The organism is Planktothrix pseudagardhii (assembly GCF_904830925.1).
Classification (GTDB): Bacteria; Cyanobacteriota; Cyanobacteriia; order Cyanobacteriales; family Microcoleaceae; genus Planktothrix; species Planktothrix tepida.
On the sequence record NZ_LR882967.1, the window covers coordinates 3,603,427 to 3,616,133 of the forward strand.

Here is a 12,707-nt window from a genome sequence, read left to right on the forward strand (position 1 = left end):
TCTCTTTGGAGGTGCACAACCTTGGTAAGCATAATGGGATTTTCGGTTATCTCTCCCGCCTTGAGTGAACCCACGTTTCATCCTTCAGAATTTAAAAAGATTTCCCCTGCTTGGGAAGAATTGTATCAGCTTGCTAATCAGGATTCTTCAACGACTAATCATGAACCGCCTGTCTATTCTCCTGGGGGTTCACGGGGAAATGAAATTTGTACAATTGTTCCTCTAACCCAACCTAATAATCATCAGGTTGATAGTGAAATTTGGAGTGACAAACCTACCTTTATTTGGCGAGGGGATATTAAATATGTAGAACTGCATTCTGATGACAATGAGACTTTAATTTGGAGTCAAAATATTTCGGATTCTAAGCAAAGTATTTCCTATACGGGAGAACCACTTCAACCCGGAGAAACCTATCAATTATCACTTTATGATATCTCTAATCCTGATATCAGTGATTTTCCCCGTGACTCTTTAACTTTTAAAGTCATAGAAACCCATCAACACCAGAAAATTCAGCAGGATTTAGAACAATTAGAAACGCAACTGCATCAACAAAAAGCAACCGCAGAAGCAATTACTTTAGCTCGGATTCAATATTTTGTGGAACATCAGTTATGGTCAGATGCTCTGATGGAATCTTCCTCACTTCAGATTCAAGACCCCAGTTTAGATGAGTTATTAAAAACTAAAGTGTCCCGTTCTTGTGGGTAACTCAAAATTGGAATTTTAGATGGGTTTGATCTCTGCTTCAACCCCCGACTCATAGGAAGAAGGGGGTGAGATTCCATCCTTCAATGTTGACTACAAATACTTGCTAGGGTGGCTAATCACTTTTTCCTATCCCCTCTGTTCCCTTTTCCCTATTGATAATAAAGTGCTGAATTAATTTAAGATAGGAAGAAGACCTCAATTCCAATTTAGATTAAAATGACAACAGAGACAGCAGCAACCTCAGTCTTGCCAACAGGTACATTATGGCAACGGATTATTACTCAAACTGAATATGCTCTCAACTGTGGTGCTCTTCAATCAATTGCAACAGATTATGATTTTATTGAAGAGGGGGATATTCGCTTTTTAGTCAGAATTTTAGCTAACTTAGCGCGTAAGGAACAAGCGAAGAAACAGCAAAAAAAAATAGAGAAATCCGGGAAAGAGTTTAACCCTTTTCTTCCTTATGAAAAAGATTTATTTGTTGCTGATTTATCGAAAACTCATTTATGTTTACTGAATAAATTTAATGTAGTTGAGCATCATTTATTAATTGTAACCCGCGAATTTGAAGAACAAGAAACCTGGCTGACTCAAGCCGATTTTGCAGCTATGTGGATGGGTTTAGCAGAAATTGATGGATTAATGTTTTATAATGGGGGTAAATTAGCGGGAGCAAGTCAACGGCATAAACATTTACAATTAGTTCCTTTCCCCTTAGTTCCCGATGGCTTAAATCTTCCCATTGAACCCGCGATCACTTCTGTACAATTTAAAAATTCTATTGGCATCATTCTCGAATTTCCATTTGTTCATGCGATCGCCTCTTTTAATCCTAATTGGATTCATACCCCATCAGAAGCCTCAATTTTTACCCTAGAATTGTATTTTGCATTATTATCAGCCGTGGGTTTATCAATTGATGATCATTCCTTTCAATCAGGAGCTTATAATTTATTAGCCACCCGAAATTGGATGATGATTGTTCCTCGATCTCAAGAAGAGTTTGAGGGTATTTCAATTAATTCTTTAGGGTTTGCTGGAGGATTATTAGTCAGAAATTCCCAACAACTACAATGGCTGAAATCCTATCACCCCCTAACAGTTTTAAAACAAGTCGGAATTTCCCGTTAATCCAAATTTTTATTCCCTATTCCCTATTCCCAGTTAAGCTGTTCCTTTAAACTAAATCAGGAAAAACTTCCCGAACAGCCGGATGGACTAAATGGTGATTTTCCACATTTAAACCTTTGGCTAAAACCGGGTTCAATTCTAATGCTTTGAGTCCCCGATCCGCTAACTGAAGAACATAAGGTAAGGTACTATTATTCAAGGCTTGGGTCGCTGTCCAAGGCACAGCACCGGGCATATTAGGAACGCCATAATGTACCACCTTTTCTTCAATATAAGTCGGATGGCTATGGGACGTAGGCCGTAAGGTTTCAATACACCCTCCTTGATCTACTGCCACATCCACAATGACAGAACCGGGGCGCATTTGAGCAACTAACTCACGAGAAACTAATTTAGGGGCGCGTTTTCCTAAGATTAAAACCGCACCAATTAATAAATCTGCTTGGGGAACACTTTCTTCAATTTGGGATAAATGACTGTAGAGTAATTCCACACTCGATCCAAACACCGTTTCTAAATAAGCTAATCGCTCCACATTCACATCTAAAATTTGCACTTTAGCCCCCATCCCTAGGGCAATTCTAGCCGCTTCTGTGCCAACCACACCTCCCCCTAAAATCACAACAGTGGCAGCTTTTACCCCAGGAATTCCCCCTAATAAAACCCCCCGTCCTCCCTGTTGTCGTTCTAAAAAACGAGCCCCAAACTGAATCGATAACCGTCCCGCGATAATACTCATTGGAGTTAGTAAAGGCAAGCGACCATCAGGAAGTTCTACGGTTTCATAGGCGATGGCATGGACACCCTTATGAATTAACTGTTCGGTTAGTTCCCGATCTGCGGCTAAATGTAAATAAGTAAATAAGAGTTGTTCTTTCTGGATTAACTCATATTCCGGGGGTAAGGGTTCTTTGACTTTCACCACCAGTTCCCGACACCAAGCATCAGCCGGAGATTCAACAATTATGGCTCCGGCTCGTGTATAATCCTCATCGGTAAACCCAGCGCCATTCCCTGCACCCGTTTCCACAAAAACTTGATGACCTCGTTCACAGCACACTCGCACACTACCGGGACTCAATCCCACCCGAAATTCCTGATCTTTAATTTCTTTCGGAATCCCAATTTGCATAATCAATTATTTCTCCTTCGTCTGACGTGCGCTATCTTTCAACCGTTGTATTCTAATTTAGAGGATCATAAAGTGAATGTTTCCCACCCTACATTAGAAATTGCTTTTGATCTGTTATGCTCATGAACTCCGCTCTGGGGATCAAGGGTTTTGTAATATAACCGCTTGGCTATCGTTGAGGAACTGATCAATCAGTTGATACAGAAAATTTTGCTGGGAGTTTCTAATCTGAGTATAAAATTCAGGGGGGGACTTACAACCCAATCTTTAAATATCCTTGATGATTTCTAAGTTGGGTATTCCAAGATTAATATTCCGATAAAACCCCTCCCTCAGAGTGATTCCGGGTCATAGATTACCAATTAATGACTGTTTACCCCTAGACATCTGGAATCTTTTCGGTAGAATCAGAACAAAAAATTAACGAATGTTAACGTACAACCCATTTTTGGAGGATAAGCCCATTACACTCGCTATACGCTCATCAAATCTCGCTACTGCGTCCAATCCTAACCAGTCCATTCTAAAAATTTGGGGGAATCAACCCCTACAAGGTCATGTTTCGATTAGCGGGGCTAAAAATTCCGCTTTAGTTTTAATGGCCGGTGCATTGCTGTGTTCTGAAGATTGTCGGCTTCGTAACGTTCCCTCCTTGGTTGATGTCAACCGCATGAGTGAAATTCTCACGGCGCTGGGGGTTAAAATCGACCGTCAGGGTGATGTTCTCGATATTAAAGCGGGTCAATTATCAGAGTCACAAGCTCCCTATGAACTCGTCAGCCAACTCCGGGCTAGTTTCTTTGCCATTGGGCCAATACTCGCTCGTTTAGGGGTAGCCAGAGTTCCCTTACCAGGAGGTTGTGCCATTGGAGCTAGACCTGTAGATCTTCATGTTCGGGGACTGCAAGCTTTAGGGGCTGAAGTTCATATTGATCATGGCATTGTTCATGCTCATGTTAAGGGATATAACCCCCGACTCAAAGGTGCTCGTATTTATCTGGATTATCCCAGTGTGGGAGCAACGGAAACTTTGATGATGGCAGCAACCCTCGCCGAGGGAGAAACCATTCTCGAAAATGCCGCCCAAGAACCGGAAGTCATCGATTTAGCCAACTTCTGTTGTGCGATGGGAGCAAAAATTCAGGGGGCTGGAACTAAAACCATTGTGATTTCTGGGGTTCCTAGTCTGCATTCAGCCGATTATTCGATTATTCCTGATCGAATAGAAGCCGGAACTTTTTTAATAGCAGGAGCCATCACCCGCTCTGAAATTAGTTTATCTCCCATTATTCCAGAACATTTGACTCCGGTACTGGCTAAACTCAAAGCCATTGGGGTCAAAATTAAGATGGAAGGGTCAAACCATTTACGCATTCTCCCGGTGGAGAATTTAACGGCAATGGACATTGAAACCCTACCCTATCCGGGATTTCCTACGGATATGCAAGCCCCCTTTATGGCTCTGTTAACGCTGTGTGAAGGCAATAGCTTGATCAGCGAAACGGTGTTTGAAAATCGGTTTGGTCATGTTCCTGAACTGAGCCGCATGGGTGCAGATATTCGGGTTAAGGGAACGACTGCCTTAGTTCGAGGAGTTCCGTTTTTATCGGGCGCACCTGTAACAGCAACCGACTTACGCGCTTCTGCGGCTTTAGTCCTAGCGGCTTTAGCGGCGGAGGGAGAAACCACCATTCAGGAGTTAAAACATTTGGATCGGGGTTATGAACAATTGGAAGCTAAACTCCGACAATTAGGAGCCAAACTCCAGCGTATTGATCATGCGCTAATAGAAAAGGAATAAGCAACTGATCTGTTAGCAGACAGTCGCTTAACCTCAAAAATGGAGTGTTTGTTGTGAGTTGTTTAGGGTGCGTTTTAGGGTTAATTACAACTCACAACCCACCCAATTTTGATCAGGCAGACGTTAGATTTGTTATAGTTTGACTTTAATCTGTATGTAGCTATGACGTTTTCAACGACCCCTTTAATAGGACTCCGAGCCGATCATTTCCGTCATCCGTTGGATTTACAAGCGACCAATGCTTTGAAACAATTGCCCGGTTTAGATTTATTAGTCCGGCAAATTTTAGGCGGTGTCGGGGAACAGTTTTTTTATTTAGAAAATATTGCGTCTAGTATTTTAGTTAGTGATCAACAATTACCTGATCTTCATCAATTATTATTAGCGGCTTGCAAAACTTTAGATTTAGAACCGCCTCAACTTTATATTCGCCAACATCCGGTTCCCAATGCTTATACTTTTGCGATGCGGGGAAAACAACCGTTTATTGTCATTCATACGTCGTTAATTGAGTTATTAACCTCGGAAGAAATTCAAGCGGTAATTGCCCATGAGTTAGGACATTTAAAATGCGAACATGGGGTATATTTAACCTTAGCGAATTTAGTGGTCTTAGCGGCGAATCAATTGTCTCCTTGGGGAACAATTTTGGCTCAGGGGTTACAAGCGCAGTTAATGGAATGGTTGCGTTGTGCTGAGTTTACTTGCGATCGCGCAGCCCTATTAGCAACTCAAGATCCGAGAGTCGTAATGTCGGTGTTGATGAAACTGTCGGGGGGTTCTCCCAGTTTAGCTTCGCAACTGAATTTAGATGCCTTTGTTGCCCAAGCCCGGACGTATGATCAAATTAGTCGCACAGAATTGGGAGAACTCCTTCAGCAAGCTCAAACTGCCCAGTTAACCCATCCCCTTCCGGTCTTGCGAGCCAGAGAAATTGATCGTTGGTCGAGTAGTCCTAATTATCAGGACTTGCTAAAACGAAACTTTATGGTTTATAATAGTGAAGCTAACCCAAACAAGGGCGGGTGGCGGAATTGGTAGACGCACCGCACTCAAAATGCGGCGGCTTCGGTCGTGAGAGTTCGAGTCTCTCTCCGCCCATTAATCAGCTTTAAAAAGCTGGGCTGAAAATCCCAGGGCGCAAGCCCTTGATTTTTATTCATCGGGTTGTTCTGTTATCAAAATTTCTGGCTATATAGTGCTACGCATGGGAGTATTGAGTGAAACCTGAAACCCTTTCACTTCTTACTTTTCCCTCTTCAAGTAGCGCTATAACATTTACCAAGTAGGATCACTATAAATATTAATGGTGATTTCCGCTTTTCCAGAGGGAACGGAAGAAATGCAAGCACAGATAAAATTATCTTCGTCTAGTTCCACTTCACAAGCATGACAAGACCCCATTAAACATCCAGTGGGAATTACAACTCCGGCGCGTTCGGCGACGGCTAATAAAGGTTCTCCAGGTTGGGCTTCAACGGTAACTTTATCGGGTAAGAAATGGATTTTCATGTTGACTGTTGTTGAGGTTGACTTCTATAAAACCGATCTCAAATCTAAATAGGAATCTACTGTATCTGCTAATAAATCTAATAACAATTCTCGCTGTTCTCGATAATTAGCAATTCCAGTGGGTAAAGCATTTAACCCTCTGGGTTTTCGTAGATGATTTAACCAGGTTCGTCGCCAAGGGCCATTATCAAAAACCCCATGTAAATAATGACCCCAAATCGATTTTTGCTGATTAACAAATCCTAAATTCGGGTCATTAAATAAAGGAGAAATATCGTTAGAATCTAACAATTGAGTTCGTCCTTGATGAATTTCATATCCTTCAACAGGTAAACCTTCTTGGGGATAATGGGATGAAACCAACCGTTGACGGGAGGTTTTTTGAGTGGACATAACGGTTTTAGTCGGTAATAATCCTAAACCTTCATAATCCCCCTGTTGTCCTTCTAAACCATAGGGATCTGACACAATTTTTCCTAACATTTGATAACCGCCACAAATTCCCATGACCTGACCCCCCGCCTCAACATAATTTTTAATTTGATTTGCCATTCCCGATTGTTTTAAGACTTGCAAGTCAGAGATAGTCGTTTTAGACCCTGGAAGAATGACGGCATCGGGATGTCCTAAAGTGTCAGAAGGCATCACATACTTAATTTTAACGCTGGTTTCGGCATCTAGGGGATCAAAATCTGTAAAATTAGCAATGCGAGGAAATCGGATAACGGCAATGGTTAATTCGGCTTGGGCGGAACTCGGACGACGATCTAATAAACTTAAAGAATCTTCTGCGGGGAAGGGATGATCAATCCAAGGAATAACCGCAACAACCGGAATTCCCGTATACTCCTCTAACCATTTTATCCCCGATTCTAATAGCGATCGCTGTCCTCTAAATTTATTAATAATAATTCCTTTAATTAATGCCCGTTCATCGGAGTCTAACAATTGCAAAGTTCCCACAACATGAGCAAAAGCCCCCCCGCGATCAATATCAACCACTAATAACGTTTTGGCATTCAAATATTTTGCCACCCGCATATTGGTTAAATCTCGATGTTTGAGATTAATTTCGGCGGGACTGCCGGCACCTTCACAAACTAAAATATCAAATTCCTGGGTTAAATAGTCTAAACATTCAGTAATGGTTTGCCAACCTCGATCAAAATATTGTTCATAATAATCACTCGCTTGTACAACTCCCACAGGTTTGCCTTTTAAAATTACCTGAGAGGTCATATTTCCTTGAGGTTTTAATAAAATAGGATTCATAGAAACAGAAGGAGTCACTCCCGCCGCCCAGGCTTGCACCGCTTGAGCATAACCCATTTCTGATCCGGCCGGAGAAACATAGGAATTCAGAGCCATATTTTGCCCTTTAAAGGGAGCAACCCGCACGCCGCGACGATGTAAAATTCGACAAATGGCCGTGACCATCATGGATTTTCCAGCATGGGAAGTGGTTCCCACAATCATGATTGCTTTCATAAATGATCACTGAAGACAGAGACTAATATTTTAATCGCTCAAGGTTAAAAACCGTCAACCCATCTCTGACAACGGTATGGGATGATAGTGGAGACTTTTCAACGATTTTGTTATGGCTAATCAACTGCGTATTTATGTCCCCCCCCATCCTCTAATTAAACATTGGTTAGGAGTTGCTCGTGATCAGGCGACTCCTCCGGCTTTATTTCGCACGGCGATGACGGAGTTAGGACGTTGGTTGACCTACGAAGCCGCCAGAGACTGGTTACCAACCCTGGAAACAACGGTACAAACCCCCTTAACCGAATGTAGTGCCACCTTTGTTAATCCTGAAGTTCCCCTGATTGTGATTCCTATTTTACGCGCTGGTTTAGCGTTAATGGAAGGAATTCAAAGCGTTGTGCCTTTATCTTCGGTTTATCATATTGGCATGGTACGCAACGAAGACACCTTAGAAGCCAGTTGCTATTTAAATAAATTACCCGCCCAATTTGATCCTCAAACGCGGGTGATTATTAGTGAACCGATGTTAGCAACGGGGGGAACAATCATGGCCGTGATGGAAGAACTCACCCAGCGTCATCTTGAACCCGCATTGATTCGGGTTATTTCCATTGTCGCCGCCCCCCCAGCGTTACAAAAATTAAGTCAAGCTTATCCCAGTTTGCAAATCTATACCGCTATTATTGATCCTGAAGTCAATGAACAGGGCTTTATTGTACCCGGTTTGGGAGATGCAGGAGATCGAACGTTTGGCACATTCGACCGTCTCCCCACCGAATAGATCGCGGTTGTTGTCGCAACAGTAAGCGTGTCTCCCTTTTTTCCTGACTGTTGCCTGTTCCCTGTTGCCTGTTCCCTACTATAAAATCAAGCTATTGTGACAAAGTGGTTAAATTATGGGTAATCGAGATGGTTTTGGTAGTGGCTTCTTCCTCGGTGCAACCCTAGGAGGGTTTGTGGGCGGGGTATTAGGGGTGGTACTCGCTTCTCGCATCACCAATTCCGAAAGCGGTGAACCCTTGCCAGAAATACCGGGAAAGTCGGGGAAGTCTGCTAAATTGGCGGGAGAAAATATCGAAACCGCCCGTTTGAGTTTGGAGGATAAAATTGCTCAACTCAATCAAGCCATTGATGATGTTCGTCAACAGTTAGGCAATGTCAATGGCAATAGTAGCTCAGAAACTTATGATTAATCGATGGGGCTATCCCGTTTGATTTTCACCCCTTTTCTTAAATGTGATACACTAAGGGTCATAACTTTATCTCAAATTTTGTCAAATTGAGTTAAACATCAAATAAATTTTATGGCACTTCCTTTCAGCTTACTCGCTAACACCCTGGCACAGTTCCTGAACATTTATATGTTAATCCTATTTATTAGGATTTTATTAAGCTGGTTTCCGACCATTAACTGGTTTGATCCCCCCTTCTCAATTTTAAGTCAGTTAACTGACCCCTATCTCAATCTTTTCCGTTCCTTTATTCCACCTTTAGGAGGAATTGATTTTTCAGCCATTATTGCTATTTTTGCTCTCCAATTTGGCTCTCAAATTATTATTGCTTTATTAGGCAGTATGCAGCAAATGGCATTTTAATTCCAACTCCAAACGTAGTAAGCCCTGAAGGGCTTTCTTTCTTTTCCGCAGTTGAGTTAAGAGTCCTAAAGGACTTACTACGAATGTTACTTGAGAAACCGGGTTTTGAGTCTTACAAATTATTCTGAATTAATTCCCGATATAAGCTCTTGGGTTTCACGCCTTTGAGATCTTGAATTAAATCTTTATTTTTGAACATCTGCACCGTTGGAGTGCCAACCACCCCTGCACTTTGGGCAATTTCTGGATCTTCTTCAATGTCAATTTCGACATAGTGAATTTTACCCTCAAATTCACCAACCACTTTATCTAAAATGGGTTTAAGGGCATGGCATGGCCCGCAGGTGGGTGAGGCATATTTTACCATAATTAAGCGATCGCTATCATGGTAAAGTTTCCGCAAGGCATAACCCCCCGTATGGCGGGTATTTTGGATATCGAAATTTTCAGAAGTGGTAATTTGAGGTTGGGTTGAAGTTGGAGTTTCCGCTTCCAGTTCAGAAGTTTCTGTTTGTTGAACTTCCTGCGCTAACCCATGAATGGATAACCACCGTTCTGCTAACATCGCTCCCATACACCCACTTCCGGCGGCTGTAATGGCTTGACGAAACTCATGATCTTGAACATCCCCAACGGCATAAACCCCTTCAACGCTGGTTTCAGGAGTGCCATGTTTCGTGACAATATATCCCACTTCATCTAGGTCTAATTGTCCTTGGAAAATTTGGGTATTGGGAGTATGACCAATGGCATAAAATAACCCCTGTACGGGTAAATCCTGTTGTTCTCCGGTTTGGTTATTCTTAATTTTAATCCCACCTAATTTATCATTGCCATAAACATCCACCGCTTCGGTATTCCAATGTATCGTAATTTTAGGATGGGTGAGAACCCGTTGCTGCATGGCTTTACTCGCCCGCAGTTCATGGCGTCTAACCAATAAATGAACGTGGGTGGCGTATTTGGTTAAATAAACGGCTTCCTCGGCGGCGGTATCTCCTCCCCCGATAACCGCTAATTCGACTCCTTTGAAAATCGGACTCGCCCCATCACAAATCGCACAGGCGGAAATTCCTGCATTCCAAAATTGGTCTTCATGGGGAAGATGTAAGCGTTTCGCCGTCGCCCCCGTCGCAATCACAATGGCATGGGTTTTGAGTTCCCTCTCCTCTGATTTAACGGTAAAGGGACGTTGACTCAAATCAACGGAAATCACATCCTCGGTAAAGAGTTCCGCCCCCCACCGTTGGGCTTGGGCTTTCATCCTATCCATGAGTTCCGGCCCGGTAATGCCTTCGGGAAAACCGGGAAAGTTCTCAACTTCTGTGGTGGTCATTAACTGACCCCCCGGAACTCCCCCCAGTTGATAGCCTTCAAAGACAACGGGTTTCAAGTTCGCCCGTCCAGCATAAATTGCTGCTGTATAACCAGCAGGCCCAGAACCAATAATTACAAGATTTTCAACGGTTGGGTTTGTCATTCTTCTTATTTCAAACTCATAACGACTTCGTTTAAATCAATTATAGCAGTTTTTGTCCTAAGATGGCGAGGGAGCCACAGATTCCCATTGAATTAACCAATTTCGTTCTCATATTGAGTGATCACCTCTTCAATGATTTTATGACTAATATCTGAGTCGTCAGATTTGGAATAAATTGTAGCAAGAATGATGGCTTGATTTGTTTTCAGATAATAAATAACTCGATAGCCCCCACTTTTTCCTTTTTGGATATTACTATTTTTAAGACGAACTTTAAAAACGGTATATTTAATACCTGCAATTCTATCACCAGGAATTTCACCTGCTTGAAGTTGTTCGATTAAGGGTTGGAGATCGGTACGAATTGAACGATAGTGTTTAGCCAGTTCTCGAAGATCCCTTTTGAAGCGGGGAGTAAGCGCGATTTGGATAGGTGGTGGTTCACTCAGCATCAATACCTTCCCACATTTCTGAGAGCGGAATAGTCTGTCCCGTTAATGCTTCGTATAAACCTTGACGAATCCCTTCTATCAGAATTTCAGTCGGCGTTTCATTGGGATCAACTTCGTCATCTTCAGGAATTAAAACAATAACCCGAACACGCTGTGGTTTAGTGGTTCCTAATGATTGATCAAGTGTTAGTTGCCCACTTTCATTAATAGTCGCTGTCGTTTCAATTGCTTTCATAATCATTGATAGTTTACTCAAACATTTTTTAATCATAAGCTTTTTTAAAGTATTACTCCAGGTTTGGTGTCAAGAACGAGTTTTAATAAGGAAAAGCTATAGGTTATGAGAGTTGATTTTAAATTTCAAAAGAATTGGAGAAAAAAACCGGATTTTTGTCAAGAGGTTATTGCAAACAGGTTGCAATTAGTTGACGGAATTAGGGGGTTTGGGCTATAATCAAAAAATGAAAATCTGGGGAATTGTAACTTAACCTCAAAACCCTATACTCAAACCCCGATAATCTCGTAAAAAGTGGTGAAACCCTGACAGAATTTAGCCGTAGGGATGCACGAGTTTTTTAGACAACGGATGGGGGAACAATTGGGGATATTGACAAAAGAGTAATAATGTGCATTGCTTTTCTAGCGTTCGGAACTTCTACAATACTTCTGAACTAACCTTAATCGGAATTACCGTTATGGAACGTATCCCAGAAGTAGAAGTCATGGATACTTGGGAAGAAGCCAGGGAATATGATGCCATGGATTTTACCCAAGTTAATCAAGAATTTGCCGAATTAGCCATCGAATTAGGGCCAGAAACCGGATTAATTTTAGATGCAGGAACGGGGACAGCACGGATTCCAATTATAATTGCAAAACAGCGATCGCGCAGCGGCGTGGCTAACGCATCACAATGGCAAATTACCGGAATTGATTTATCAGCCAATATGCTGTTTATTGGCAATCAAAATATTGAGGAAGCGGGGTTACAGGAACAAATCAAATTAGAACAAATCGATGCCAAACAGTTACCTTATCCCGATGATCAATTTGATATGGTCATTTCCAATAGTATTGTTCACCATTTGTCAGAACCTCTGCTATTTTTTCAAGAACTTCAGCGTGTATTAAAACCCCAGGGGGGAATATTTCTGAGGGATTTAGCTCGTCCGAGTAGCGAAACCGAACTCAATACCTTAGTTGAACAATATGCTGGAGATTGTAACGACCATCAGAAAAAATTATTTCGAGACTCCTTACAAGCAGCTTATACCTTAGATGAAATCATTAATTTGAGCGAGTCTGCGGGTTTAGAAAATATGAGAATTTATCAATCTTCTGATCGCCATTGGACAGCCGAACGACCCTATCGAGTTCTCAAATAACAGTATAATCC

General features: G+C 42.0%; 14 protein-coding genes and 1 tRNA gene. 9 read left to right on the forward strand and 6 right to left on the reverse strand.

Features of this window, described 5'->3' with window-relative positions; translation table 11 throughout:
• Nucleotides 1–33 precede the first annotated feature (33 nt).
• Both NMK36_RS15215 and NMK36_RS15220 read left to right on the forward strand, forming a co-directional pair.
• Nucleotides 34–714 carry a DUF928 domain-containing protein gene (locus NMK36_RS15215; RefSeq protein WP_254174092.1) on the forward strand — a complete coding sequence of 227 codons (681 nt, stop codon included), beginning with the start codon at nt 34–36 and terminating at the stop codon, nt 712–714.
• A 216-nt stretch (nt 715–930) separates the two neighbouring features.
• A complete protein-coding gene (locus NMK36_RS15220; RefSeq protein WP_254174093.1) occupies nt 931–1,848 on the forward strand; it encodes an ATP adenylyltransferase family protein in 918 nt (305 codons plus the stop codon).
• A gap of 46 nt (nt 1,849–1,894) precedes the next feature.
• On the opposite strand, the gene ald is transcribed toward NMK36_RS15220, so the two are convergent.
• Complete coding sequence (gene ald / locus NMK36_RS15225) at nt 1,895–2,980, reverse strand: alanine dehydrogenase (RefSeq protein ID WP_254174094.1); 1,086 nt, start codon at nt 2,978–2,980, stop codon at nt 1,895–1,897.
• Between the two features lie 427 nt (nt 2,981–3,407).
• On the opposite strand from ald, the gene murA reads away from it, so the two are divergent.
• The 3 genes from murA (at nt 3,408) to NMK36_RS15240 (ending at nt 5,882) form a co-directional block, all read left to right on the forward strand.
• Nucleotides 3,408–4,781 carry a UDP-N-acetylglucosamine 1-carboxyvinyltransferase gene (gene murA, locus NMK36_RS15230; protein WP_254174095.1) on the forward strand — a complete coding sequence of 458 codons (1,374 nt, stop codon included), beginning with the start codon at nt 3,408–3,410 and terminating at the stop codon, nt 4,779–4,781.
• Nucleotides 4,782–4,943: 162 nt separating this feature from the next.
• The gene (locus NMK36_RS15235; protein WP_254174096.1) at nt 4,944–5,822 is read left to right on the forward strand and encodes a M48 family metallopeptidase; all 879 of its coding nucleotides are present in this window, start codon (nt 4,944–4,946) and stop codon (nt 5,820–5,822) included.
• A tRNA-Leu gene (locus NMK36_RS15240) sits at nt 5,801–5,882 on the forward strand. Before NMK36_RS15235 ends, NMK36_RS15240 begins: the two co-directional genes overlap by 22 nt.
• A 177-nt stretch (nt 5,883–6,059) precedes the next feature.
• Here NMK36_RS15240 and NMK36_RS15245 read toward each other — a convergent pair.
• Nucleotides 6,060–6,293 carry a 2Fe-2S iron-sulfur cluster-binding protein gene (locus NMK36_RS15245; RefSeq protein ID WP_072719380.1) on the reverse strand — a complete coding sequence of 78 codons (234 nt, stop codon included), beginning with the start codon at nt 6,291–6,293 and terminating at the stop codon, nt 6,060–6,062.
• A 24-nt stretch (nt 6,294–6,317) separates the two neighbouring features.
• Nucleotides 6,318–7,781 carry a cobyric acid synthase CobQ gene (cobQ, locus tag NMK36_RS15250; RefSeq protein WP_254174097.1) on the reverse strand — a complete coding sequence of 488 codons (1,464 nt, stop codon included), beginning with the start codon at nt 7,779–7,781 and terminating at the stop codon, nt 6,318–6,320.
• Between the two features lie 112 nt (nt 7,782–7,893).
• Here cobQ and upp point away from each other — a divergent pair, with 112 nt between their 5' ends.
• The 3 genes from upp (at nt 7,894) to NMK36_RS15265 (ending at nt 9,379) form a co-directional block, all read left to right on the forward strand.
• Nucleotides 7,894–8,565: a uracil phosphoribosyltransferase gene (gene upp / locus NMK36_RS15255; RefSeq protein WP_072719378.1), complete on the forward strand. Its 672-nt coding sequence runs from the start codon at nt 7,894–7,896 to the stop codon at nt 8,563–8,565.
• 115 nt (nt 8,566–8,680) lie between these two features.
• Nucleotides 8,681–8,977 (forward strand): hypothetical protein, encoded by a 297-nt coding sequence (locus NMK36_RS15260; protein WP_072719377.1) that lies wholly within the window; start codon nt 8,681–8,683, stop codon nt 8,975–8,977.
• Between the two features lie 111 nt (nt 8,978–9,088).
• A complete protein-coding gene (locus tag NMK36_RS15265) occupies nt 9,089–9,379 on the forward strand; it encodes a YggT family protein (RefSeq protein WP_072719376.1) in 291 nt (96 codons plus the stop codon).
• 112 nt (nt 9,380–9,491) lie between these two features.
• Here the strand turns inward: NMK36_RS15265 and trxB are convergent, their stop codons facing one another.
• The 3 genes from trxB to NMK36_RS15280 form a co-directional block, all read right to left on the reverse strand.
• Nucleotides 9,492–10,859 carry a thioredoxin-disulfide reductase gene (gene trxB, locus NMK36_RS15270; RefSeq protein ID WP_072719375.1) on the reverse strand — a complete coding sequence of 456 codons (1,368 nt, stop codon included), beginning with the start codon at nt 10,857–10,859 and terminating at the stop codon, nt 9,492–9,494.
• A gap of 92 nt (nt 10,860–10,951) precedes the next feature.
• On the reverse strand, nt 10,952–11,311 hold the full coding sequence (locus NMK36_RS15275; protein WP_254174098.1) for a type II toxin-antitoxin system RelE family toxin: 360 nt from the start codon (nt 11,309–11,311) through the stop codon (nt 10,952–10,954).
• Nucleotides 11,301–11,546 (reverse strand): type II toxin-antitoxin system RelN family antitoxin, encoded by a 246-nt coding sequence (locus tag NMK36_RS15280; RefSeq protein WP_072719471.1) that lies wholly within the window; start codon nt 11,544–11,546, stop codon nt 11,301–11,303. The genes NMK36_RS15275 and NMK36_RS15280 overlap by 11 nt, the downstream gene beginning before the upstream one ends.
• Nucleotides 11,547–12,006: 460 nt before the next feature.
• Between NMK36_RS15280 and NMK36_RS15285 the strand changes: the two genes are divergently transcribed.
• Nucleotides 12,007–12,696 carry a class I SAM-dependent methyltransferase gene (locus NMK36_RS15285; RefSeq protein ID WP_254174099.1) on the forward strand — a complete coding sequence of 230 codons (690 nt, stop codon included), beginning with the start codon at nt 12,007–12,009 and terminating at the stop codon, nt 12,694–12,696.
• Nucleotides 12,697–12,707 lie beyond the last annotated feature (11 nt).